The 23,158-nt window shown below is 70.6% G+C and carries 22 protein-coding genes and 1 pseudogene; 11 read left to right on the top strand and 12 right to left on the bottom strand.

The window, feature by feature from the left end:
* Positions 1-69 precede the first annotated feature (69 nt).
* Positions 70-372 carry a DUF5955 family protein gene (locus FHX80_RS25855; protein ID WP_208764728.1) on the bottom strand — a complete coding sequence of 101 codons (303 nt, stop codon included), beginning with the start codon at positions 370-372 and terminating at the stop codon, positions 70-72.
* Between the two features lie 218 nt (positions 373-590).
* Here FHX80_RS25855 and FHX80_RS25850 point away from each other — a divergent pair, with 218 nt between their 5' ends.
* On the top strand, positions 591-1,214 hold the full coding sequence (locus tag FHX80_RS25850; protein WP_145766381.1) for a nucleotidyltransferase family protein: 624 nt from the start codon (positions 591-593) through the stop codon (positions 1,212-1,214).
* 234 nt (positions 1,215-1,448) lie between these two features.
* On the top strand, positions 1,449-3,068 hold the full coding sequence (gene aceB, locus FHX80_RS25845; RefSeq protein ID WP_145766380.1) for a malate synthase A: 1,620 nt from the start codon (positions 1,449-1,451) through the stop codon (positions 3,066-3,068).
* Between the two features lie 123 nt (positions 3,069-3,191).
* On the opposite strand, the pseudogene FHX80_RS25840 reads toward aceB, so the two are convergent.
* Positions 3,192-3,764: pseudogene (locus FHX80_RS25840) on the bottom strand (glycoside hydrolase family 18 protein); the annotation flags it as partial.
* Between the two features lie 179 nt (positions 3,765-3,943).
* Complete coding sequence (locus tag FHX80_RS25835) at positions 3,944-4,939, bottom strand: fibronectin type III domain-containing protein (protein WP_145766379.1); 996 nt, start codon at positions 4,937-4,939, stop codon at positions 3,944-3,946.
* Between the two features lie 295 nt (positions 4,940-5,234).
* Here FHX80_RS25835 and FHX80_RS25830 point away from each other — a divergent pair, with 295 nt between their 5' ends.
* From FHX80_RS25830 to FHX80_RS25820, 3 genes are all read left to right on the top strand, one after another.
* On the top strand, positions 5,235-5,840 hold the full coding sequence (locus FHX80_RS25830) for a TIGR03086 family metal-binding protein (RefSeq protein WP_145766378.1): 606 nt from the start codon (positions 5,235-5,237) through the stop codon (positions 5,838-5,840).
* A 197-nt stretch (positions 5,841-6,037) separates the two neighbouring features.
* Entirely contained in the window at positions 6,038-6,877 is an 840-nt protein-coding gene (locus FHX80_RS25825; protein WP_145766377.1) for a chitosanase, read from the top strand.
* A 182-nt stretch (positions 6,878-7,059) separates the two neighbouring features.
* Positions 7,060-7,923, top strand: coding sequence for a chitosanase (locus FHX80_RS25820; RefSeq protein ID WP_145766376.1), 864 nt, complete (start codon positions 7,060-7,062; stop codon positions 7,921-7,923).
* A gap of 78 nt (positions 7,924-8,001) precedes the next feature.
* On the opposite strand, the gene FHX80_RS25815 is transcribed toward FHX80_RS25820, so the two are convergent.
* The 8 genes from FHX80_RS25815 to FHX80_RS25780 all read right to left on the bottom strand — a co-directional run bounded on the left by FHX80_RS25815 (position 8,002) and on the right by FHX80_RS25780 (position 15,255).
* Complete coding sequence (locus FHX80_RS25815; RefSeq protein ID WP_244318438.1) at positions 8,002-9,477, bottom strand: nucleobase:cation symporter-2 family protein; 1,476 nt, start codon at positions 9,475-9,477, stop codon at positions 8,002-8,004.
* Between the two features lie 235 nt (positions 9,478-9,712).
* Positions 9,713-11,110, bottom strand: a complete 1,398-nt coding sequence (locus FHX80_RS25810) for an 8-oxoguanine deaminase (RefSeq protein ID WP_145766375.1) — start codon at positions 11,108-11,110, stop codon at positions 9,713-9,715.
* A 231-nt stretch (positions 11,111-11,341) separates the two neighbouring features.
* Entirely contained in the window at positions 11,342-12,274 is a 933-nt protein-coding gene (gene pucL / locus FHX80_RS25805) for a factor-independent urate hydroxylase (RefSeq protein WP_145766374.1), read from the bottom strand.
* A 7-nt stretch (positions 12,275-12,281) separates the two neighbouring features.
* Positions 12,282-12,674, bottom strand: coding sequence for a hydroxyisourate hydrolase (gene uraH, locus FHX80_RS25800; protein WP_145766373.1), 393 nt, complete (start codon positions 12,672-12,674; stop codon positions 12,282-12,284).
* 5 nt (positions 12,675-12,679) lie between these two features.
* Positions 12,680-13,186 (bottom strand): 2-oxo-4-hydroxy-4-carboxy-5-ureidoimidazoline decarboxylase, encoded by a 507-nt coding sequence (uraD, locus tag FHX80_RS25795; RefSeq protein ID WP_145766372.1) that lies wholly within the window; start codon positions 13,184-13,186, stop codon positions 12,680-12,682.
* A 177-nt stretch (positions 13,187-13,363) separates the two neighbouring features.
* A complete protein-coding gene (locus FHX80_RS25790; protein WP_145766371.1) occupies positions 13,364-13,741 on the bottom strand; it encodes a helix-turn-helix domain-containing protein in 378 nt (125 codons plus the stop codon).
* A complete protein-coding gene (locus tag FHX80_RS25785) occupies positions 13,738-13,989 on the bottom strand; it encodes a thiamine-binding protein (protein ID WP_244318437.1) in 252 nt (83 codons plus the stop codon). Before FHX80_RS25785 ends, FHX80_RS25790 begins: the two co-directional genes overlap by 4 nt.
* A 90-nt stretch (positions 13,990-14,079) precedes the next feature.
* Positions 14,080-15,255, bottom strand: a complete 1,176-nt coding sequence (locus tag FHX80_RS25780; RefSeq protein WP_145766370.1) for a lactonase family protein — start codon at positions 15,253-15,255, stop codon at positions 14,080-14,082.
* 253 nt (positions 15,256-15,508) lie between these two features.
* Between FHX80_RS25780 and FHX80_RS25775 the strand changes: the two genes are divergently transcribed.
* The 3 genes from FHX80_RS25775 to FHX80_RS25765 all read left to right on the top strand — a co-directional run bounded on the left by FHX80_RS25775 (position 15,509) and on the right by FHX80_RS25765 (position 19,056).
* The gene (locus FHX80_RS25775; protein WP_145766369.1) at positions 15,509-16,348 is read left to right on the top strand and encodes a TIM barrel protein; all 840 of its coding nucleotides are present in this window, start codon (positions 15,509-15,511) and stop codon (positions 16,346-16,348) included.
* A 101-nt stretch (positions 16,349-16,449) separates the two neighbouring features.
* Entirely contained in the window at positions 16,450-17,349 is a 900-nt protein-coding gene (locus FHX80_RS25770) for a 2-hydroxy-3-oxopropionate reductase (protein WP_145766368.1), read from the top strand.
* A 249-nt stretch (positions 17,350-17,598) separates the two neighbouring features.
* Positions 17,599-19,056 (top strand): catalase, encoded by a 1,458-nt coding sequence (locus FHX80_RS25765; RefSeq protein ID WP_145766367.1) that lies wholly within the window; start codon positions 17,599-17,601, stop codon positions 19,054-19,056.
* Positions 19,057-19,431: 375 nt separating this feature from the next.
* On the opposite strand, the gene gcl is transcribed toward FHX80_RS25765, so the two are convergent.
* A complete protein-coding gene (gcl, locus tag FHX80_RS25760) occupies positions 19,432-21,207 on the bottom strand; it encodes a glyoxylate carboligase (RefSeq protein ID WP_145766366.1) in 1,776 nt (591 codons plus the stop codon).
* Positions 21,208-21,501: 294 nt separating this feature from the next.
* On the opposite strand from gcl, the gene FHX80_RS25755 reads away from it, so the two are divergent.
* The 3 genes from FHX80_RS25755 to FHX80_RS25745 all read left to right on the top strand — a co-directional run bounded on the left by FHX80_RS25755 (position 21,502) and on the right by FHX80_RS25745 (position 23,126).
* Entirely contained in the window at positions 21,502-22,224 is a 723-nt protein-coding gene (locus FHX80_RS25755) for a hypothetical protein (RefSeq protein ID WP_145767501.1), read from the top strand.
* A 46-nt stretch (positions 22,225-22,270) separates the two neighbouring features.
* Entirely contained in the window at positions 22,271-22,807 is a 537-nt protein-coding gene (locus FHX80_RS25750) for a GNAT family N-acetyltransferase (protein WP_145766365.1), read from the top strand.
* Positions 22,808-22,883: 76 nt separating this feature from the next.
* A complete protein-coding gene (locus FHX80_RS25745) occupies positions 22,884-23,126 on the top strand; it encodes a hypothetical protein (protein ID WP_145766364.1) in 243 nt (80 codons plus the stop codon).
* Positions 23,127-23,158: the final 32 nt, after the last annotated feature.

Raw genomic sequence — 23,158 nt, 5'->3', positions numbered from 1 at the left:
CCGTGAGCCACGAACGCTGGAGCATGGGCACCGTCCTGAGCGCGCGAGCCGGGATCCGTGCGTTCCGGGTCAGCGGCGCGGCGGCTCGCCGAAGAGGTCCACGGCCACCCGTACGTCCCTGAGCGCCGACGCCAGGGCGCTGACGGAGCCGATCGCCCCCGCGATCAGCAGCAGCGACCGGCGCAGCCGCGGAATCTCGGGCACGCCGCTGACCGCCATCGCGTCCAGCGCCGCCAGTTCGTCCTCGGCGATCACGCGGTCCGGGAACTCCGCGGGATGTCCGGCCAGCTCCCGGCGGAGCCGGGAGACAGCCGTACGCAACTCCGTCACCCGCGGATCCTCGTTGCTGCTGGTCACGCGCGCCTGCCCCACACTTTTCAACAAAGCACTCCCCCTCGCACATCCTTGTGCCAGCGTCTCGGCCAAACCCCGAACCGTGGTCAAGTGTCCGGGGGTGCGGGCAAGTTAACGCCATGACAGGTGCCGGGCGCCACTCCGCGGACGGAACTCGGTGTGTCCCACGCGATCACAGTGGGTTGCAGAAACGGTACGCCTGTGCGGAAGCCGTCCGTCTGAGGTATCCAGTCCGCATGACAAGCGCATCGCTTCCCCCTTCCCCGTCCGCCGCCCCGGTCGTCGCCGGGCTGCTCCTCGCCGCGGGCGGCGGGCGCCGGCTGGGCGGCCGCCCCAAGGCGCTGCTGGAGCACCGCGGCCGCCTCCTCGCCGACCACGCGGTACGCACGCTGCGGGACGGCGGCTGCGGTCCGGTCCACGTGGTGCTCGGCGCGGCGGCCGACGAGGTGCGGGCCAGGGCGGAGCTGTCCGGCTGCACGGTGACGGTCAACCCGGAGTGGACCGCGGGCATGGGCTCCTCGCTCCGGGCCGGCCTCGGCGCCCTCGCCGGCACGGACGCGGACGCGGTCCTCGTCCTGCTCGTCGACCAGCCCGGCATCGGCGCGGAGGCGGTGGCGCGGGTGCGGTCGGCGTACCGCTCCCGGACGAGTCTCGCCGCGGCCTCGTACGAGGGGGAACGCGGGCATCCGGTGTTGTTCGGGGCCGATCTGTGGGCAGACATCGCGGCGGGGGCGGTGGGCGACCAGGGCGCGCGCGCCTATCTGCGGGCGCACCGCGATGCGATCGGGCTCGTCGAGTGTTCCGATGTGGCTCAGGCGTACGACATCGACACGACGGAGGACCTGACCCACCTTGAGTGAGTGTGATGGCACGCTGCGCCAGCACGGGTCCACTTCTGTCGACCCGGAGAGTCTCGACGTCAACAAACCATTGAACTTCCACCATGAGGAAACTACTATCCACTGGTCAGAAGCCCTCTGCACCTCAGACGGCGACCACGGACGTATCCCGGAGCCATGGCACGCCGTGCCGTTTCAGGCGACCCGACGGCCGTGAGACGCCGCCCGCACCGCCCGCTGAAGGAGTGACAGCTCATGTCCGCACCAGCGCCGTCCTCGCTGGCCATCGTCGATGCCGAGCCCCTGCCCCGGCAGGACGAGGTCCTCACCCCCGCGGCCCTCGCGTTCGTGGCCGAGCTGCACCGCCGGTTCACCCCGCGCCGGAACGAGCTGCTCGCCCGCCGCGGCGAGCGCCGCGCCGAGATCGCCCGTACCTCCACGCTGGACTTCCTGCCGGAGACCGCGGCGATCCGTGCGGACGACTCCTGGATGGTCGCACCGGCCCCCGCGGCCCTGAACGACCGCCGGGTGGAGATCACCGGTCCGACCGACCGCAAGATGACGATCAACGCCCTGAACTCGGGCGCCAGGGTCTGGCTCGCCGACTTCGAGGACGCGTCCGCCCCCACATGGGAGAACGTCGTCCTCGGCCAGCTCAATCTGATGGACGCCTACAACCGCGCGATCGACTTCACGGACCCGAGGTCCGGCAAGTCGTACGCCCTGAAGCCCGCCGACGAGCTCGCGACCGTCGTCACCCGCCCGCGCGGCTGGCACCTGAACGAGCGGCACCTCCAGCTCGACGGCACTCCGGTGCCCGGCGCGCTGGTCGACTTCGGCCTCTACTTCTTCCACAACGCCCAGCGCCTCATCGACCTCGGCAAGGGCCCGTACTTCTACCTGCCGAAGACGGAGTCGTACCTGGAGGCCCGACTCTGGAACGACATCTTCGTCTTCGCCCAGGACCGGCTCGGCATCCCCCGGGGCACCGTCCGCGCCACGGTCCTGATCGAGACGATCACCGCCGCGTACGAGATGGAGGAGATCCTCTACGAGCTGCGCGAGCACGCCTCCGGGCTGAACGCGGGCCGCTGGGACTACCTCTTCTCCATCATCAAGAACTTCCGTGACGGCGGTACCAAGTTCGTCCTGCCGGACCGCAACGCCGTGACGATGACGGCCCCGTTCATGCGGGCGTACACGGAACTGCTCGTCCGCACCTGCCACAAGCGCGGTGCCCACGCGATCGGCGGGATGGCTGCGTTCATCCCGTCCCGCCGTGACGCCGAGGTCAACAAGGTCGCGTTCGAGAAGGTGAAGGCCGACAAGGACCGCGAGGCGAACGACGGCTTCGACGGCTCCTGGGTCGCCCACCCCGACCTGGTCCCGATCGCCATGGCCTCCTTCGACGCGGTGCTCGGCGAGAAGCCGAACCAGAAGGAACGCCTGCGCGAGGACGTCTCGGTGGCCGCCGGCGACCTGATCGCCATCGACACCCTGCACGCCAAGCCCACCTACGACGGTCTGCGCAACGCCGTCGCGGTCGGCATCCGCTACATCGAGGCCTGGCTGCGCGGCATGGGCGCGGTCGCCATCTTCAACCTGATGGAGGACGCGGCCACCGCGGAGATCTCGCGCTCGCAGATCTGGCAGTGGATCAACGCGGACGTGGTCTTCGAGAACGGCGAACACGCCACGGCGGAGCTGGCCCGCAGGATCGCGGCCGAGGAACTGGCCGCGATCCGCGCCGAGACCGGCGACGAGGCCTTCGCCGCCGGCAAGTGGCAGCAGGCCCACGACCTCCTGCTCCAGGTCTCCCTGGACCAGGACTACGCGGACTTCCTGACGCTGCCGGCGTACGAGCGGCTGGGCTGACGCCTCTCGCACCAGTGACGTGCTTCGCCCCCGGTACCGCACGGCACCGGGGGCGAAGCCGTCATCTCCCGGGCCACGGACTGCCTGTGACAGGAAGCGGGCTTCCCGTCACGGGGGGAACCGCTACTTCAGCCCGGTGTCGAGCGCGTTGAGGAGGGTCCCCTGCGGGGTGTCCCCCCGACATCTCCCAGACCATGACGCCGAGCAAGCCCTTGTTCTTGACGTAGGCCGCCTTCTTGCCGATGGACCAGGTGTCGTCGAAGGACCACCACTGGTTCCCGGTGTAGCCGTACGTGGACACCGACTGCTCGTCGTGACGGACTGTCATCATCGGGTAGGCGCCGATGAGGTTGGAGTACCCGCGGGTGCCGGCTTCCTCGGCGAACTGGCCCAAGGCCGCTCCGCCCGCGGACTGCCATTCGCCCGCCGCCCCGCCGTCGGTGACGTTCTGCCGGCCCCGGCCGTAGAACGGGATGCCCAGGGTCAGCTTGCGGGTTCGACGCCCGCGTCCGTGTACGCCTTGATCGCGGCGTCCGCGCTGAAGTGGAAGTCGTACGGGTCCTGGGCGTCGGAGTAGAGGTTGGCCTGGTGGCCGGTGCGGTTCGGTTCCCAGGAGTTGTCGCTGCCGGAGCCGTGGAAGTCGTAGCCCTGGACGTTGGCCACGTCGAGGAAGTCGAAGACCTTGCTCAGGTCCCAGCGGGTGAACTTGGTTCCATGGAGCACAGCGGAAACCAAGTGGTCTGGACCACATCGTCAAGAGGTACAGACCCCTTGGCATTTTCTGGCCGTCGCACACCGGCCACGACGAGACCGCCGACCACTGCGGGCGAGAGGTCCGACCATATGGAGCAGGCCTCGGCACGCCTGAAGGCCGGTCAGCCGCCGAGCATCACCGTGCGCTGGGCGGAGAAGTCCCCCCACTTCCCGTCCGGCAGCTTGGCGCGGATCTTCATCGAGTAACGGGTGCCGCGGGGGTCGCTGACGGTGAGCCGGTAGCTCGCGCGACCCGTGGGCGGCTTGCCTCCCCAGACGATCGTGGTGGTCAGCCGGCCGTCCAGATAGAGCTGGTAGGCCGGGATCTCGCCGCCGGTCTCGGGCTGCTTCCAGTCCAGATCGACGACGTACTCCTTGCCTTGGGCGCCGCTCGTGATCCGCAGGTCGGTGGGGGCGGTGGAGGCGGGCGCTCCGGGGGCGGAGGCGGTGGTGAGGTCGAAGGCGTTGCTGTCCTTCGACGAGGTGTCGGCGGCGTCGCGGGCGCAAACGGTGAAGGTGTAGACCGTGCCGGGCCGCAGCCCGGTCAGATGTGCCGTGGTCCGCGTGCCGGGCACGCTGTGGATGCGCGAGTCCTCCTGGTAGATGTCGTACGAGGTGACGCCGACGTCGTCCGTGGAGCCACCCCAGGACAGCGTGGCCGCCCGGCTTCCATCCGCCTTGCCGCGCAGTTTCACCGGCCGGGTCGGGGCCTCGTGGTCGGCCGGGGTCGGTGCGGGAGTGGTGACGGACGCGGCGGCGCTCGGCGCGGAGAGGTTCCCGGCGGCGTCGCGGGCGCGAACGGTGAAGGTGTACGCCGTCGAGGCGGTCAGCCCGTCGATGTCGATCATCACTTTGGCCGCCGGGACGGTCTTGACCTTCTTGCCCTTGCGGTAGATCTCGTACGCGGTGACGGCCCTGTCGTCGGTGGCCGCCTCCCACATCACATGCGCGGACGTGGCGCTACTGGCCTGCACCGTCACCCCGTGCGGTGTCGTGGGACCACGGGTGTCGGCCGCGGTCCCGGAACCGCCACAGGCGGTGAGCGCGGCGAGGAGCAGGGCGGCTGAACTGGCCAACGCCGCAGGTGCGTGGGGACGTTGCACGGTCTTGCCTTCCATCCGGCAGCAATGGTCCAGACCTGTATCGCATGAGGCGGGGGTCTCCGACAAGGGGGCGGAGCAGAACGTTCCGCAATATGCCGGTGTGCACCGCGCCCGGACCGGACCGCGTTCCCGGCAGGGCCGGTTGGCGTACGGTCGGGCCGCGCCGCGCGTCGGACCGTCGATCCGGCGGTACTGGATCACCGAGCCGGATCGTCCTGCGGGGGCGCGCGTGGTGCGCCGGGCCACGGGTCCGGGGCAGCCGGCGTGTCGCCGGGCGATGAGTTCGGCGCGCGCGGGGAGTCCGCACTGTATGGACAACGAGACGAAGACCGCTCCCCCGCAGGATCTGGAACCGGCGGCCCGGCAGATCATCGGGCTGCTCGACGCGGTCGATGACACGTGGCTGTCCGCACCGACCCCCTGCCCCGGTGTCACGGTGAGCGCCCTGCTCGCCCACATCGGCGGACTCGCCGTGGCCTTCCGCGATGCCGCGCACAAGGAGCCGGGACCGGCGACCGACACGGCACCCGCGGTGAGGGAGATGGTGCTCGGTGACGACTGGCGCGGCACGCTGCCCGTGGCGCTGGACAGGATGGTCAACGCCTGGCGCTCCCCCGACGCCTGGCAGGGCATGAGCCGGGCGGGCAGCGTGGATCTGCCGGGCGAGGTGGCGGGCATGGTCGCGCTCAACGAACTGGTGCTGCACGGCTGGGACCTGGCGAGGGCGACCGGGCAGCCGTTCCGGGCCGAGGATGCGCATCTGCACTCCACGCTGGGCCTGCTGGCCGCGATGGGCGACAGCCCTCCGGCCGGCGCTCCGTTCGGCCCGCGGGTCCCGGTGCCGGACGATGCTCCGCTGCTGGACCGGGCGGTCGCCCGGAGCGGCCGGCGCCCCGACTGGAAGCCGGGCGGCTGACATCCGGGCGCCAGGAGACCCAGGCCGCCGGGCGCCCGGACCGTTGGGCCCGACGGTCCGTCGGGCCCGCGACCGACGAGCCCCCGACCGCCGGACACCCCGGACGGCCTGCGGGGTGGCTCCGTCGGCTCGTCCCCGCCCGTGACACTGCCGCCGAATGAGCGAAGATCGCTCCCGCGGCCTGGCAGGCTTGAGGGGTGAAGCTCAGCACGCGTTCCCTGATCGCACCGGTCGCCGCCCTCGTCATGGCCGTGGCCGTGCTCTCCGGATGTTCGGGAGCCGGACCGGACACCGCCTACGGCAAGGATGTCCCGGCGCCCGGGCTCGACGATCCGGCGAAGAAGGACATCGCCATGCAACTGGTCTCCAGCGCGGAGAACTCCTCGCTGGACTGGAAGTCCCAGTACAAGTACATCGAGGACATCGACGACGGCCGCGGCTACACCGCGGGCATCATCGGCTTCTGCTCCGGCACCGGCGACATGCGACGCGTCGTCGAGCGGTACGCGAAGGCCCGGCCCGGGAATCCGCTGGAGCGGTTCCTGTCGGCACTGCGGGCGGTGGAGGGCACCGACGCGCACACCGGGCTCGGCCGCCCGTTCACCGCGGCATGGGCGGACGCGGCCGGCGACGCGGCCTTCCGGTCGGCGCAGGACGCCGAGCGGGACGCCTCGTACTTCGGCCCCGCGGTCGCACAGGCGAAGGCGGACGGGCTCGGCGCACTGGGTCAGTTCATCTACTACGACGCCTATGTGATGCACGGCTCCGCCGACGCGGACGGCACGGTCGGCTTCCGTACGATGCGCCGCCACGCGCTCGCGAAGGCCCGCACCCCCGCGCAGGGCGGCGCCGAGGTGGCGTATCTCGACGGGTTCCTGGATGCCCGGATCGCGGCGATGCGCAAGGAGCCCTCGCACACCGACACCAGCCGGATCGAGACGGCTCAGCGGGTCTTCGTACGCCAGGGCAAGCTCGGCCTGGAGACGCCGCTGAGCTGGAAGGTGTACGGCGACAGCTACCGGATCGAGAGTCCGTAGCCGACCGGCCGGCCCCGTCCAAGGCCCCGCACCCGGCGTCCGCGCGTCCGGTGCGGGGCCTTCCGTGTCCTCCGGGCCGTCCTTGACTCATCTGCGTCGCAGGGGTGTACGACAGTCGTTCGACTCTGATAGGAAAGCTTCCTAACAGAGGACTCGGAACGACGAACTCCCTTGGAGGACTGGTGAAGGCTCCCCACAAGCGCACCGCACGTCGAAACACCCGAACACTGCGCGCCGCGCTCGTCGCCCTCGGGCTGACGCTCACGGCGGTTCCCGCCACCGCGTTCGCCGGCACCACCCCCGCACCCTCGGCCGCACACCTCCGGGCCGCCGCCGCGACCGGGCTCGACGACCCGGCGAAGAAGGACATCGCCATGCAACTGGTCTCCAGCGCGGAGAACTCCTCGCTGGACTGGAAGTCCCAGTACAAGTACATCGAGGACATCAAGGACGGCCGCGGCTACACCGCGGGCATCATCGGCTTCTGCTCCGGCACCGGCGACATGCTGGACCTGGTGGAGCTGTACACCGCGCGGAAGCCGGGCAACGTCCTGGCGAAGTACCTGCCCGCCCTGCGCCAGGTGCACGGCACCGACTCGCACAAGGGCCTCGACCCGGGCTTCCAGGCCGACTGGAAGAAGGCCGCGGCTGACTCGGCGTTCCAGCAGGCGCAGAACGACGAGCGCGACCGGGTCTACTTCAACCCGGCGGTGAGCCGCGGCAAGAGTGACGGGCTGGGCACGCTCGGCCAGTTCGCGTACTACGACGCCATCGTCATGCACGGCGACGGCGGCGACAGCACGAGCTTCAGCAGCATCCGCAAGCGGGCCCTCGCGAAGGCGAAGCCGCCGGCCCAGGGCGGCAACGAGGTCACCTACCTCAATGCGTTCCTGGACGCGCGGGTCTGGGCCATGCAGCAGGAGGAGGCCCACTCGGACACCAGCCGGGTGGACACCGCCCAGCGGGTCTTCCTGAAGAACGGCAATCTGAACCTGAACCCGCCGCTCAACTGGAAGGTGTACGGCGACAGCTTCCACATCGGCTGACCTGCCCGTACCCGGCTGTGGCGCGTCCGGTCCCCCTCACGGGTGGGACCGGGCGCGCCACGGCGCTTTGACCAACTGTCAGTGCGCGCCCACGGGTGCCGCGTTGACGGTTTCCCGGCTCTCCGGGTCGGCGTTCCCCTCCGCACCCTCCTCGGTGTCCGGCTTCCGGCCCAGGTGGTTGAAGGCCAGGTTGAGGACGATCGCCACGACGCACCCGGTGGATATCCCGGAGTCCAGCACGACGAGCAGGTCCTCGGGGAACGCGTGGTAGAACTCCGGGGCGGCGATCGGTATCAGGCCTATGCCGACGGCGGCGGCCACGATCAGCGCGTTCTCGCCCTTCTCCAGAGCGGCGCTCGCGAGCGTCTGGATGCCGCTCGCGGCGACCGACCCGAAGAGCACGATCCCGGCGCCGCCGAGAACCGGCAGCGGTACCAGCGCGATGACGGACGCGGCCACCGGGAACAGGCCGAGCAGGACGAGGATGCCGCCGCCCGCGGCGACGACGAAGCGGCTGCGGACCTTGGTCATCGCGACCAGCCCTATGTTCTGGGCGAAGGCGCTGCACATGAAGCCGTTGAACAGCGGGCTGACGGCACTGCCCAGGGTGTCGGCGCGCAGACCTCCCTCGATGGTCCGTTCGTCGGCCGGACGACCGACGATCTTGCCGAGCGCCAGCATGTCCGCGGTCGACTCGGTCATGCAGACGAGCATGACGATGCACATCGAGACGATCGCGGCGATCTCGAACTGCGGTGCCCCGAAGTGGAACGGGGTGGGGAAGCCGACCACGTCGGCGTCCTTGATGGCGCCGAAGTCGGTGATGCCGACCGGGATCGCGATGAGTGTGCCGGCGATGAGTCCGAGCAGGATCGCGATCTGCTGGAGGAAGCCGCGGAGCAGTTTCCTCAGCGCGAGGACGATCACCAGGGTGACCGCCGCCATGGTGATGTTGGTGGTGGAGCCGTAGTCGTCGGCCGTGGCGTTGCCGCCCTGGGACCAGTTGAAGGCGACCGGCAGCAGGGAGACACCGATCAGGGTGATGACCGTGCCGGTGACGACGGGCGGGAAGAAGCGGACCAGTTTGCAGAAGTAGGGGGCGAGGACGAAGCCGAGGAGGCTCGCGACGATGATCGCGCCGAAGATGACGGCAATGCCGTCGTGTCCCCGGTCCTTGCCGATCGCCACCATGGGCGTCACCCCGGCGAACGAGACGCCGTTGACGAACGGCAGCCGGGCGCCGATACGCCAGAAGCCGAGGGTCTGGAGCAGGGTGGCTATGCCCGCGGTGAACAGGCTCGCCCCCATCAGGAAGGCGGTCTCCTTCGGGGTGAGGCCCACGGCGGGACCCACGATCATGGGCGGGGCCACGACACCCGCGTACATCGCGGCCACGTGCTGGAGGCCGCTGGTGAACATCTTCAGTGGGGGAAGCGCCTCGTCGACCGGATGGATCCGGTCGGGTGCTGCGCCTTTACCTCCCCCTGCCTCTGCTCCTGCTGCTGCTTCTGTGTCTTTGTCTGCGTCATTGCGAAACCTGGGTGTGGCTGCCACGGCGGTTCCTCCGGTCGGGTACACGTCTGCGGCGACATGGGTGTCAGGGAGGTGGTGCGTTGGTGCAGGTCGTGCAGGTCGTGCAGCTGGTGCGGGCAGCTCGGTTCAGCGGTACGGGAGGCGTGTACGCATGGGTACGCACCCCCCGTACCGGTTGCCGCGGACCCCGCTCGGGTCCGCGGCGGCCGGTCGAGGGCCGTCCCCCTCGGCCGGCCGGTTCGGGGGCGCCGGGCCGTCAGGCCCCGGCGGCGATCCGCGCGAGGCGGCGGGCCTCTTCGCGGGTGGCGCGGGCGACGGCGTCCTCGTCCACGGTGACGAGGTGGTTGCCCTCGACGACCGGCTTGCCGTTGACGAGGGAGAGGGTGACCGGGGCCGCGGCGCCGAAGACCAGGGCGGTCACCGGGTCGGCGATGGAGGCGTGAGCGAGGGTGTCCAGCTTCCAGAGGACCAGGTCGGCGAGCTTGCCGGGCTCCAGGGAGCCGATCTGGGCGGCGCGGCCGAGGACCTGGGCGCCGCCGTACGTGCCCAGGCGCAGGGCCTGACGGGCATTCAGGGCCCTTTGCCGGTGCGGACCGAGGCGGTTGATGAGGAGGGCGTTGCGCAGTTCGGTGTGGAGCTCGCCGGACTCGTTCGACGCGGTGCCGTCGACGCCGAGGCCGACCGGGACGCCCGCGGCGAGCATGTCCGGGACCCGGGCGATGCCCGCGGCCAGCCGGGCGTTGGAGGACGGGCAGTGCGCGACGCCGGTGCCTGTGCGGGCGAAGGCGGCGATGTCGGAGTCGTTCATGTGGACGCAGTGCGCCATCCACACGTCGTCCCCGAGCCAGCCGGTCGACTCGAAGTAGTCGGTCGGGCCCATGCCGAACAGCTCGTGGCAGAACTTCTCCTCCTCCACGGTCTCCGAGCCGTGGGTGTGCAGCCGCACTCCGCGACGGCGTGCCAACTCGGCTCCCTGTCGCATCAGTTCGGTGGACACGGAGAAGGGTGAGCAGGGTGCGACGGCGATCTGGGTCATCGCGTCGAAGGAGGCGTCGTGGTGCGCGTCGATGGCCGCCTCGGTGCCGGCCAGGGCGCCTTCGAGGCTCTCCACGGCGAAGTCCGGCGGCAGCCCGCCGTCCTTCTCGCTGCGGTCCATCGAACCGCGGGCGAGCGTGAACCGTACGCCCATGTCACGGGCGGCGCCGATGATGGCGCCGGACAGGTCGCCGGAGCCCCGCGGGTAGACGTAGTGGTGGTCCATGGCGGTGGTCACACCGCCGCGGGCCATCATGGCGAGCGAACCCTGCGCGGCGGCACGGGCCATCGGCTCGTCGATGCGCGCCCACGTCGGGTACAGCGCGACCAGCCATTCGAAGAGGTTGTGGTCGGTGGCCAGACCGCGGGTGATCCACTGGTAGAAGTGGTGATGGGTGTTGATCAGACCGGGCGTGACGAGATGCCCGGTGCCGTCGATCCGGCGTACGACGTGTTCCAGGCCCTCCGGCGCCCGGCCGGCGCCGACGGACTCGATGCGGTTGCCCGCGACGACGACGTGGCCCGAGGCGTACTCGGTGTCGTCGGCGTCGACGGTCGCGATCGAGCAGTTCTCGATGACGATGCGTTCCACACGATCGGAGGCTGCCGGTGCTGCCATGGTGCTTCCTTCTCTCATCAACGATGCGGGCACGGCAGGACCCCAGGAGGATTTGAGTGCCACGGCCGTGCGGCTGTGGGTGCCGAGATGGTGGAGGAACAGACTGAGCAGGACCGCGACGAGCGCTCCCGGCGGACCGGGCACCGTTGACGCACGGCAGCCGGCCGCCGGCACACCGCGATCGGCCGGTCCCCGTCCGCCGCGAACGGACGGGAACCGCGCGGCGCCGCGTCAGAGGTTGGTCAGGTCGACCGGGATACGCGGCTCGATGCCGTCCCGCAGCACGGTCGCCTCGATGAGCCCGTACGGGCGGTCGGCCGCGAAGTAGACCGCACCGTCAGCGGTATCGTTCTTCAGCCCGAACGGCTCCAGGTCCACCAGGAAGTGGTGGTTGTTCGGCAGCGAGAAACGGATCTCGTCGATCTCGCTGCGGCTGTTGATGATGCGCGAACCCATCTGGTAGAGGGTCTGCTGGAGGGAGAGGGAGTACGTCTCCGCGAAGGCTTCGAGCATGTGCTTGCGCGCCTGCTCGTAGGACTTCTCCCAGTTCGGCATGCGAGCCTCGTCGCTGGTCCAGTTGTACCGCCACTTGGCGGACACGTCGGTGGCCAGGACGCGGTCGTGTGCCTCCTTGAGCGTCGTGTACTCGTCCTTGACGTAGCCCCAGAACTCGGAGTTCGTCGAGTTCAGCACCGAGAGTTCCTTGAGTCCGGAGATGACCTCCCACTTCTCACCGTCGTAGGTGATCTGGGCGGTGCGGGTCTCCTGGCCCTTGCGCACGAAGGAGTGCTTCACCTCGTCGGCGCCGATGAACCGGGAGTTGCCTCCGGAGGTCTCGATGCGCTCCCAGGAGTACTCCTCGATCCGGATGCGGGCGATCTGGATCGGTTCCTGCGACGACACGAAGTGGCGGGCGAGGTGGATACCGAACTGCTCGGCGGACTCGATGCCGTACTTCTTGGCGAACGCGAACACCGTGTTCTTGGTGGTGTCGGTCGGCAGGACGTTCGCGTTGGAGCCGGAGTAGTGGACGTCGGCCATGTCACCGGAGAGGGCGACCGAGACGTTCAGGTCCTTGATGTGGTGGGTGTCGCCGTCCCGCGTGATCCTGACGACGCGGTTCTCTGCTTTGCCGTACTGGTTCTGGCCGAGAATCGTGGGCATGTGTCTGCTAGCTCCCTCGGTATACGGAGTAGCCGAACGGGTTGAGCAGCAGCGGTACGTGAAAGTGCTCGCCCGGGGTGACGGCGAACGTGATCGCCACCTCCGGGAAGAACGCACCGCTGTCCCTTGCGCGGGGGGCGTCCTGCTGCGCCTCGGCTTGCTTCTTGCTGGCGAAGTACGGCTCGGTCTCGAAGTCGAGCCGTACGTGGGTGGTTCCTTCCGGCAGGGCCGGCAGGTCCTTGCAGCGCCCGTCCGCATCGGTCGCGGAACCGCCGAGCGCCACCCACTGGGCGTCGCTGCCCGTGCGGGCGGCGAGTGCGACGGCGACGGCTGCGGCGGGGCGGCCGATGCTGGTGTCCAGGATGTGGGTGGACACCGATGCGGTGGCGAAGGTGCTCAAGCCCCTCACTCCTCTTCGACGAGACGGTTCAGCCTGATGCGGTTGATCTTGCCCAGTTCGGTGCGCACATGTCCGCGCTCCTGCTCGGGCGAGTTGCCGGACCGGGCCTTCAGCGCGTCACGCATCTGCTCTCCGGTGGCGCCGGTGGCGCAGATCAGGAAGACATGTCCGAACCGCTCCTGGTAGGCCAGGTTGAGTTCGAGCATCTCGGCCCTGAGCTCCTCGGTGGCGCCGGCCATCCCCCGCTGTTCGCGGGAGGAGGTCGGGTCCCCGGGCTTCGGGCGGCCGATGGGCGGGTGACCGGCCATGGCTTCGGCCAGGTCCGCCGTGTCGAGGGCCGCTGTGGCGGTGTCGCTCGCGGAGAGCAGGGCTTCCGCCGTGGTGTAGGGCCGCCCGGAGAGGATCTTCCTCCCCCAGGCCGCGCTGGCACACACCTCGTGGAGAGCGGCGGCCGCCTCGTGGTCCGCCAGGGTGTTGAACCGGGCCAGGCCCGGTGTGGAGCTCGAAGTCACGGGAGCCTCCGTGGCTGTTCTTCGCTGTGCGTCGGTCGGGCTGCGGATAGCTAACGCCCTCAACAACACCACGTCAACACTTTGTTGAAATTACGTTCACGTAAAAGGCCGTCACCCGATGGTCCGGACGACGGCCTGCCGTGACGCTGCCCGGACCGCACCCGTCAGCAGGCCCGACTACTCGCTCTTCGGCGCGATATCCCTGTTCAGGTAGTTGTAGACGGTGAACCGGCTGACCCCCAGCGCCCCGGCCACCGTCTCCACGCCATGGCGTACGGAGAAGGCACCACGCGCCTCCAGGGTCCGCACGACCGCCTGCTTGGTTCTGCGGTCCAGCTCGGCGAGCGGCATGCCGTGCCGGCGCTCCATGGCGGCCAGGATGTGATCCAGCGAGTCCGAGAGCTGCGGCAGTCGGACCGCCACGACGTCCAGCCCCTCCCAGGACAGCACGACGTCGTCGGGTTGCGCCTGCTCGGGTCCGAGCAGTTCGGCGCCCATGGCGTCGACGAGCGGCTTGACCGCGGCGACGAGGGGGTGGTCCGAGGGCGCGGTCACTTGGAGTCCTCCCCGATCACGTTGACCTGGAGGGAGACCCGGGTGGCACCTGATGCCAGGGCCTGGCGCAGGAGGGAGTCCACCGCGGTGAGCACCTCGTCGGCGCCCCCCTCGGCGGTGTTGCCGAAGGGGCCGACGTCCACGGCGTCCAGGTGGGCCGACTGGACGACCTCGCGGGCGACGACCGCGTGGGCCGGCGCCTCGTCGAGATCGAAGGGCTCGGTGGTGAACTCCACGCGCAAGCGCACTGTGCCTCCATGGTGCGTGTCCCCGCGGCGGGGAACCCCGCGGCTCGGGCACGACCCTAACGGACGGGCACCGGCACACCCCGGCGACCGCTACCGCGGCAGCGGCAGCACGCAGACCGCGGCAGGGGCCGCGAAGGGCGTTCCCACGGACGCCAGGGCGCCGCTCTCCCCGTCGACCCGGAACACCGTGACGGTGCCGGACTTCTGGTTGGCGGCGAGGAGCAGCGCCCCGTCCGGGGAGAAGGCGATGTGCCGGGGGAAGTCGCCGCCGACCGGCACCGTGTCGAGCAGCCGCAGCGTGGCCCCGCCGTCCTCGACCGCGTACCGGGTGAGGCTGTTGTGCCCGCGGTTGGCCAGATAGGCGAAGCGGCCGTCACCGGTGACCAGCAGCTGGGCGGGGTAGCTGGTGCCACTGCCCGTTCCGGTGGACTGCGGGGTGCCCGGGGTGAGCACACCGGTGGCGGGGTCGTAGCCGCAGACCACGACCGTGTTGTCGACCTCGCAGGCCAGATAGGCGTGGCGGCCGCCGGGGTGGAAGGTGAGCGAGCGCGGTCCGGCGCCGGGGCGCAGCGCGGCGTACGAGAGCTGTTCCAGGGTGCCGCGGTCCTCGTCGAGCCGGTAGGTGTACACCGTGTCGTTCCCCAGGTCGACGGCGAGGACGTGGCCGCCGTCCGGGGCGGTGACGATCTGGTGGGCGTGCGGACCGTCCTGACCCGGTCCGGGTGCGGGGACGGTGTGGGCGACCAGGCCGGTGCGCTCCCCCGGTGTGCCGTCGGCGGCCAGCGGGTGCACGGCGACGCTGCCGGAGGTGTAGTTGGCGCTGAACAGCCACTTTCCGCCGGGGTGGACCGAGAGGTGGCAGGGTCCGGCGCCACCGGTGTCCCGCGTCCCCAGCACCCGGAAGGTCCCGTCGTCGGCGAGCGCCACCGCGGTGATGCCGCCCCGTTGCTGCTCGTCAACGGCGTAGAGCGTGCCGCCGGTGGGGTGCAGCGCGAGGTACGAGGGGTTCTGGACGCCGGTGACGACGGTGCCCGCGGCGATGGTCCCGGCCACCGGGTCGTACGAGGCGACGCCGATTCCGGTGCCTCCGGGGGTGGTTGACGTGTAGGTGCCGAGGAAGAGCGTGGCGGTCGCGCGCGCCCCCTCTTCGGCGGTGCGCGGCGCCCGGCCGGGATGTCCGGAGCGTGGACGCGAGGGGGCGGCGGCGAGGACACCGCCCGCCAGGAGTGCTCCGAGGAGGGTGCGGCGGTTCGTGGGGGTGGTCATGCGAGGCACCTCGTGGGGTCGGCTGCGTCGGATGTGTCAGCCACAGTGACCTGCCCGAACAGCTGCCGCAAGAGCTGCACCGGCCATTGCGCAGGGCGCAACCACGTCCTGCGCCGCCCCGCCCCGACCGGCCCCGACGGTCGCCGACCGGCCCGAATTCCGGGCACCCCCTTGACAGCCCATCGACCCCCCGGGCAATCTTCCGTTGAGCAGAAACTAACTTCCGCAATACGGAAGGAGCACCGAAACCCTCATGGGCTACCCGGACCAGCGCTTCGATGTGAACCTCTCGATCCTCTTCACGGAACTCCCGCTCCTGGAGCGCCCGGCGGCAGCAGCCGCGGCGGGCTTCACCGCGGTCGAGCTGTGGTGGCCGTGGACCGAGACCCCCACTCCTCCACAGGCCGAACTCGACGCCCTCAAGAAGGCGCTCGACGACGCGGGCACCGAACTGGTGGGCCTGAACTTCTACGCCGGACAGCTGCCCGGCCCCGACCGCGGCGCACTCTCCGTGCCCGGCACCGAGTCGGACCGCTTCCGCGCCAATATCGAGGTGGCGGCCGCTTTCGCCGCCGCGACCGGCTGCAAGGCGCTCAACGCGCTCTACGGCAACCGGATCGACGGCGTGGATCCGGCGGTGCAGGACGAACTCGCCCTGGAGAACCTGGTCCTCGCCGCCCGCGCGGCGGACCGGATCGGGGCAGTCCTGCTGATCGAGACCCTGAACGCGCCGGAGTCACCGCGCTACCCGCTGGTCAGCGCGCCGGCCGGGATCGAGGTCGTCGACCGGATCAACGCGGCGACCGGCCTCGGCAACGCGAAGTTCCTGATGGACCTGTACCACCTGTCGATGAACGGCGAGGACCTCAGCCAGGTCATCACCGCGTACGCCGGCAGGACCGGCCACGTGCAGATCGCCGACAACCCGGGGCGCGGCGCGCCCGGCACCGGCTCGCTCCCGCTGGAGCAGCTCCTCGACGAGCTGGCCGAGGCCGGTTACGACGGCCGGGTCGGCCTGGAGTACAAGCCGGGCGACCGGTCGAGCGCCGAGTCCGTCGGGTGGCTCCCGGCTGCCGCGCGGGCCGCCCGCTGAGGGTGGCCGGCTCCCCCTGAGGCCTGTCATCGAACTGCCGTCCGTCGCACGGACGGCAGTTCGACGACCCCCACCACACACGCCGATCGGAAGGCACCCTCATGAGCAACAACCTCCCCAAGGTTGCGTGGATCGGGCTCGGCATCATGGGCTCGCCCATGTCCGAGAACCTGATCAAGGCCGGTTACGACGTCACCGGTTACACCCTGGAGCAGGACAAGGTGGACCGGCTGGCCGCGGCCGGCGGCACCGGTGCCTCCTCGATCGCCGAGGCGGTCAGGGACGCCGACGTGATCGTCACGATGGTGCCCGCCTCCCCGCAGGTCGAGGCCATCGCGTACGGCCCCGAGGGCATCCTGGAGAACGCGAGGCGCGGCGCGCTGCTGGTCGACATGTCCTCGATCACCCCGCAGACCTCCGTGGACCTCGCCGAGCGCGCCCGCGACAAGGGCATCCGCGTGCTGGACGCCCCCGTCTCCGGCGGCGAGGCCGGCGCGATCGAGGCCGTGCTCTCCATCATGGTCGGCGGCGAGCAGGCCGACTTCGACGCCGCCAGGCCGGTGCTCGACGCACTGGGCCGGACCATCGTGCTCTGCGGTCCGCACGGTTGCGGCCAGACGGTGAAGGCCGCCAACCAGCTGATCGTCGCGGTCAACATCCAGGCCTGCGCCGAGGCCGTCGTCTTCCTGGAGAAGTCCGGGGTCGACCTCGCCGCCGCGCTCGACGTCCTCAACGGCGGACTGGCCGGCTCGACCGTGCTGACCCGCAAGAAGGCCAACTTCCTGAACCGGGACTTCGCACCCGGCTTCCGGATCGACCTGCACCACAAGGACATGGGCATCGTCACGGACGCCGCCCGCAACGTCGGGGCCGCGCTGCCGGTGGGCGCGGTCGTCGCCCAGCTCGTCGCCTCGCTGCGCGCACAGGGCGACGGCGGCCTGGACCACTCGGCGCTGCTCCGCTCGGTCGAGCGCCTCTCCGGCCGGCCCGTCGGGGCCTGATCCACCGCGGCCGGGCCCCGCCGGCACTCTCCCCCCGCCCGGGGTGCTCGCGCTCCGGCCCACAGACTTCCGGACGGCGTCGGCGCTGACACCTGTCCTGTCGCGCCCAGGCGCCGACGCCGTCCGGAACACCACTCCACCGAGAATTTCAACAAACTGTTGACGTCAGGTTCGGGGCGTCCTTACGCTCCTGGAGCCCCCAGGACCTCGCAGTTCAGCAGCTCCCGTACGGAAGGTCACCCCGACACCATGACGCAGCGTGTGCTTACGACCGAGTCAGGCGCCCCGGTCGCCGACAACCAGAACTCCGCCACCGCAGGCGTCGGTGGCCCGATCCTCCTCCAGGACGGTCACCTCCTGGAGAAGCTCGCCCGCTTCAACCGGGAGCGCATCCCGGAGCGCGTGGTGCACGCCCGGGGCTCCGGCGCGTACGGCTACTTCGAGGTGACCGACGACGTCACCGGCTTCACCCGCGCCGACTTCCTCTCCGAGGTGGGCCGCCGCACCGAGACCTTCATCCGGTTCTCGACGGTCGCCGACTCGCTCGGTGGCGCGGACGCGGTGCGCGACCCGCGCGGTTTCGCCCTCAAGTTCTATACGGACGAGGGCAATTACGACCTGGTCGGCAACAACACCCCGGTGTTCTTCATCAAGGACCCGATCAAGTTCCCCGACTTCATCCACTCGCAGAAGCGCGACCCGTTCACGGGCCGTCAGGAGCCGGACAACGTCTGGGACTTCTGGGCCCACGCTCCCGAGGCGACGCACCAGGTGACCTGGCTGATGGGCGACCGGGGCATCCCGGCCTCGTACCGCCACATGAACGGTTACGGCTCGCACACCTACCAGTGGACGAACGCCGCGGGCGAGGCCTTCTTCGTCAAGTACCACTTCAAGACCAACCAGGGCGTGCGCTCGCTCTCCGCCGGCCAGGCCGCGGAGCTCGTCGGCAAGGACGCCTCCTCGCACCAGACGGACCTGCTGCAGGCGATCGAGCGCGGCATGAACCCGTCCTGGACGCTGCATGTGCAGGTGATGCCGGCCGCCGACGCCGCGGACTACCGCTTCAACCCGTTCGACCTGACCAAGGTGTGGCCGCACAGCGACTACCCGCTCCAGCGGGTGGGCCGGCTCGTCCTGGACCGCAACCCGGACAACGTCTTCGCCGAGGTCGAGCAGGCCGCGTTCTCCCCGAACAACTTCGTGCCCGGCATCGGCCCGTCCCCGGACAAGATGCTCCAGGGCCGGCTGTTCGCGTACGCGGACGCACACCGCTACCGGCTGGGCGTCAACCACACCCAGCTGCCGGTGAACGCGCCGCGTACGGCCGTCGTCGACAACTACGGCCGCGACGGACTGCACGCCACGCGTCACGGTGCGCGGCACGACAAGAACTACGAGCCCAACTCGTACGCGGGCCCGGCCCAGACGGGCGCGGCGCACTCCGCCCCGCTGGCCGTCCAGGGCTGGACCGGCACGCACCAGGCGCCCGCCCACGCCAAGGACGACGACTTCTTCCAGGCGGGCGAGCTGTACCGGCTGATGTCGGACGACGAGAAGGGCCGGCTGATCGCCAACATCGCGGGCAGCCTGTCCCAGGTCACCCGGGACGACGTGATCGAGAAGAACCTCGCCCACTTCCACGCCGCGGACGCCGAGTACGGCAAGCGCGTGGAGGAGGCCGTCCACGCCCTGCGCGAGGACTGAGCCTCCCACCTGCCCTGCCCGCACCGTTGCGCCCGCCCGGATGAGGGGTCGCGCACGTCGCGGGCAGGACGAGGCCGCGGCGGTTGTGCGACGCCAGTGCGGTGGTGTGGGCGGCGGACCCCGTCTCCTGACCTGAAGGAGCCGGGGCCCGCCGCCTCCTCGCCCCGCCGCCGCGGCCCCAGTCACTCCCCTCACCAGGGTGTGGAGCACGGATCACGGTCCCGTGCTCCACGCCCTTTCGGCATGCCGCGGTGGGCCCGCGCATCGAGCCCTCCGGCGCTGGAGGACATCGCTCGAGCCCGTCCGGCGATGGCGGACACGACGACGCGGCCCCCGCCACCCGTATCGGGGAGGCGGGGGCCGCGGCCCGACGGGTCAGGCCGTGGCCAGCGGGCGGATCGCCGTCGGCGCGTGGCCCGGCTCCGACGCGACGTCCTCGAACTCGTTGACCGAGGCGATGTCCGTACCGCTCATCGAGATGTTCGTGATCCGCTCCAGGATCGCCTCGACGACCACCGGCACCCGGAACTCCGCCGCCAGCTTCTTGGCCTCCTCGAAGGCCGGCAGCAGCCGGTCCGGCTCGGTGACCCGGATCGCCTTGCAGCCCAGGCCCTCCACGACCTTGACGTGGTCCACCCCGTAGCCGCCCAGCTCCGGCGAGTTGATGTTCTCGAACTCCAGGTTGACCTGGAAGTCGATGTCGAAGTTGCGCTGCGCCTGGCGGATCAGCCCCAGGTAGGAGTTGTTCACCAGGACATGCACGTACGGGATGCGGTGCTGCGCGCCGACCGCGAGCTCCTCCATCATGAACTGGAAGTCGTAGTCGCCGGAGAGCGCGACGACTGAGCCCCCGGGGTCGGCCGTCGCGACACCCAGCGCGGCCGGGACGGTCCAGCCGAGCGGGCCCGCCTGGCCGCAGTTGATCCAGTGGCGCGGCCGGTAGACGTGCAGCATCTGCGCGCCCGCGATCTGGGAGAGGCCGATCGTGGTGACGTACCGGGTCTCGGGCCCGAAGGCCCGGTTCATCTCCTCGTACACCCGCTGCGGCTTCAGCGGCACGTTGTCGAAGTGCGTGCGCCGCTGGAGGGTGGCCTTGCGCTCCTGCGTGGACGCGGCCCACTGCGAGCGGTCCCTGAGCCCGCCGGCCGCCTTCAGCTCGCGCGCCACCTCGACGAACAGCTCCAGCGCGGCCTTGGCGTCGGAGGCGATGCCGAGGTCGGGGGCGAAGATCCTGCCCAGCTGGGTGGGCTCGATGTCGACGTGGACGAACGTGCGGCCCCGGGTGTAGACGTCCAGGCGGCCGGTGTGGCGGTTGGCCCAGCGGTTGCCGATGCCGAGGACGAAGTCGGACTCCAGGAAGTTCGCGTTGCCGTAGCGGTGCGAGGTCTGGAGGCCGACCATGCCCGCGTTGAGCTCGTGGTCGTCGGCCAGGACGCCCCAGCCCATCAGGGTCGGGACGACCGGGACACCGGTCAGTTCGGCGAACTCCACCAGGAGTTCGGACGCGTCGGCGTTGATGATGCCGCCGCCCGCGACGAGCAGCGGCCGCTCGGAGTCGTTCAGCATCTCCAGGGCGCGCTCGATCTGCTTGCGGGTCGCGGCGGGCTTGTGCACCGGCAGCGGCTCGTACAGATCGGGGTCGAACTCGATCTCGGTGAGCTGCACGTCGATCGGCAGGTCGATGAGGACCGGGCCGGGACGGCCGGTGCGCATCAGGTGGAAGGCCTGCTGGAAGACGCCGGGGACCTGCGCGGCCTCCAGGACGGTGGTGGCCGCCTTGGTGACCGGCCTGGCGATCGACGCGATGTCGACGGCCTGGAAGTCCTCCTTGTGGAGCACCGCGGTCGGGGCCTGGCCCGTGATGCACAGGATCGGGACGGAGTCGGCGATGGCGGAGTAGAGGCCGGTGATCATGTCGGTGCCGGCCGGTCCCGACGTACCGACGCAGACGCCGATGTTCCCCGGGCGGGCCCGGGTGTAGCCCTCCGCCATGTGGGAGGCGCCCTCGACATGGCGGGCGAGCGTGTGATGAACCCCGCCGGAGGCCTTGAGGGCCGCGTAGAAGGGGTTGATCGCCGCGCCCGGCACACCGAACGCGTTGCTGACGCCTTCGCGCTTGAGGATCTCAACTGCCGCTCGGGCAGCGGTCATTCGAGGCATGAGTGCTCCTGCTCGGACCTGGGTGGAGTCGGGCTCTGTCGCGCCACCTGAGAGCACCAATTCCGCATTACGGAATATTGATTCTGCTATACGGAAGCAAATCTAAAGTGCGCCCGGACCGCCGTCAAGAGAGGCGGCGGGGGTGCGGCCCGAACGGGGGGCGGTCCCGCGAAGTGCCTCAACTTCCTCCCCGGGACCTCGCTCTTGGTGGAGCATGGGGGTACGGAGCGGAGTCGGCCCGGATTCCGGGGCCGCCCGCGGTCCGCGCGGCGGAGGGAGGTCATGGTGGAGTCACTGCCGGTACGGTGCCCGGTCTGCCGCCGCGACCACATGTACGCCACACCCGCCTACCCGTGCCCGTGCGGCGCCCCGACCACCACGCCGCTGCTGCGCGGCGCCCCCGTCACGAGAATCACCCACCGCACCTGGACCGACGACTGGGTGACGGCGCGCTGCCGCGCCTGCGGGCGGCACGACCAGTGGCCGCAGCCCGAACTGTGCTGCCCGTGCGGGGCGGTGCTGCGGATCCCGGTCCGCCCGGTGGCGGCTCCCGGCCGTGCGCCGGGGACCGCGTCCCGGCCGGTGCGGCCGTCGCACATCCTGCTGCCGCGCACGGCCGCGGCCCCGCGGCCGGGTTTCCGGCCACTGACGATCCGTACCGCACAGGACGCGGTCGGCGCCGCCGCCCTGTATCTGAAGTGGCTCGGGTACCGCGAGGTCGTCCAGCCCGCCGGACGCCCCTCGTCCCGGATCGATCTGCGGGCGGCGGGGCTGATCGCCCAGGTCGACTCCACCACCCGGCCGACCGCGTTGCGCGATGTCGAATGCCTGTGGCTCAACGCGCTGAGCGCCTCGGTGTCCGGTGTGTTCTTCTCGCTCGCCGGGTACGCGCCGGATGCCCGGCAGCGTGCGGACGGACTCGTCATCCCGCTCTTCGTCATGGATCTGACCGGGACCCCGCAGCCGGTGAACGGCCCGGCGGAAGAACTGGTCAGCCCCGGCGCCTGAGCTCCTGCCCGTACCGCTCCGCGGGCATCACGCGCCATACTGAGACATGCGTATCCGCCCCGCACGACGCTCGGATCTCCCCCTGCTTCAGGACATCGAGCGTGCCGCGGGCGAACCCTTCCGCACCGTCGGCATGTCCCTCGTGGCCGACGACGAGCCGCCGTCCCTGGACGTTCTGGACGAGTACCGCCGGGCCGGCCGCGCCTGGGTGACCGTCCGCGCCGACGACCGGCCGCTGGGCTATCTCGTCGCCGATCCGGTCGACGGCGCCGGCCATATCGAGCAGGTCTCGGTCCATCCGTCGGCCGCCCGGCGCGGACTGGGCAGTGGCCTCATCGGGCATGCGGGCAGCTGGGCGGCGGCCGAGGGCCTGGGCGGGCTCACCCTGACGACGTTCTCCCACGTTCCGTGGAACGCGCCGTACTACGCGCGGCTCGGCTTCCGCGTGCTGACGGAATCCGAACTCACCGACGGGCTGCGGAAGATCCGGGCGGAGGAGGCGGAACACGGCCTGGACCGGTGGCCGAGGGTCTGCATGCGCCGGGACGTGCCGCAGCTCACAGAAACCGCCCGGCCACAGTGAGTGCTATCGGTCACGTTCGAGCCAGTGGACACAAATGTTCGGTCTGTTGTCGGTGGCGGGCCCTACAGTGGGGCGCATGGTCTTAACTCCACGGCTTTCTCCACCCACGGATCCGCCGCACACCCCGCAGCCCGCATACCTCGCACAGCCGTCCCACCCCGCCGCGGTCGAGGCGAACGAGGCGATCCGCGCACTCGTCGACGCCCGCGCCGGACAGGACTGGTCCTCCGTGGAGTCCGCCGCATACGAGGTGCTCCTGATCGAATGGGCGTCCGCGACCCAAAACGCCGCCACGGGCAACATCATCGAAGCCGCCTGACGGCGCCCCGGGCCCCGCTCAGGCGGACGAGG

Origin of the sequence: Streptomyces brevispora (assembly GCF_007829885.1) — a bacterium.
Classification (GTDB): Bacteria; Actinomycetota; Actinomycetes; order Streptomycetales; family Streptomycetaceae; genus Streptomyces; species Streptomyces brevispora.
The sequence above is the reverse complement of the archived record's forward strand: the minus strand, read 5'-3'. Positions and strand labels throughout refer to the sequence as shown.

Bases quoted from the DNA above. Each gene is read 5' to 3' on its own strand.
- FHX80_RS25835 (WP_145766379.1), bottom strand. From the start codon at position 4,939: ATGGAAGGCAAGACCGTGCAACGTCCCCACGCACCTGCGGCGTTGGCC.
- FHX80_RS25830 (WP_145766378.1), top strand. From the start codon at position 5,235: ATGGACAACGAGACGAAGACCGCTCCCCCGCAGGATCTGGAACCGGCG.
- FHX80_RS25745 (WP_145766364.1), top strand. From the start codon at position 22,884: ATGGTCTTAACTCCACGGCTTTCTCCACCCACGGATCCGCCGCACACC.
- FHX80_RS25810 (WP_145766375.1), bottom strand. From the start codon at position 11,110: ATGGCAGCACCGGCAGCCTCCGATCGTGTGGAACGCATCGTCATCGAG.
- gcl (WP_145766366.1), bottom strand. From the start codon at position 21,207: ATGACCGCTGCCCGAGCGGCAGTTGAGATCCTCAAGCGCGAAGGCGTC.
- FHX80_RS25765 (WP_145766367.1), top strand. From the start codon at position 17,599: ATGACGCAGCGTGTGCTTACGACCGAGTCAGGCGCCCCGGTCGCCGAC.
- FHX80_RS25750 (WP_145766365.1), top strand. From the start codon at position 22,271: ATGCGTATCCGCCCCGCACGACGCTCGGATCTCCCCCTGCTTCAGGAC.
- FHX80_RS25850 (WP_145766381.1), top strand. From the start codon at position 591: ATGACAAGCGCATCGCTTCCCCCTTCCCCGTCCGCCGCCCCGGTCGTC.
- FHX80_RS25770 (WP_145766368.1), top strand. From the start codon at position 16,450: ATGAGCAACAACCTCCCCAAGGTTGCGTGGATCGGGCTCGGCATCATG.
- aceB (WP_145766380.1), top strand. From the start codon at position 1,449: ATGTCCGCACCAGCGCCGTCCTCGCTGGCCATCGTCGATGCCGAGCCC.
- FHX80_RS25775 (WP_145766369.1), top strand. From the start codon at position 15,509: ATGGGCTACCCGGACCAGCGCTTCGATGTGAACCTCTCGATCCTCTTC.
- FHX80_RS25780 (WP_145766370.1), bottom strand. From the start codon at position 15,255: ATGACCACCCCCACGAACCGCCGCACCCTCCTCGGAGCACTCCTGGCG.
- pucL (WP_145766374.1), bottom strand. From the start codon at position 12,274: ATGCCCACGATTCTCGGCCAGAACCAGTACGGCAAAGCAGAGAACCGC.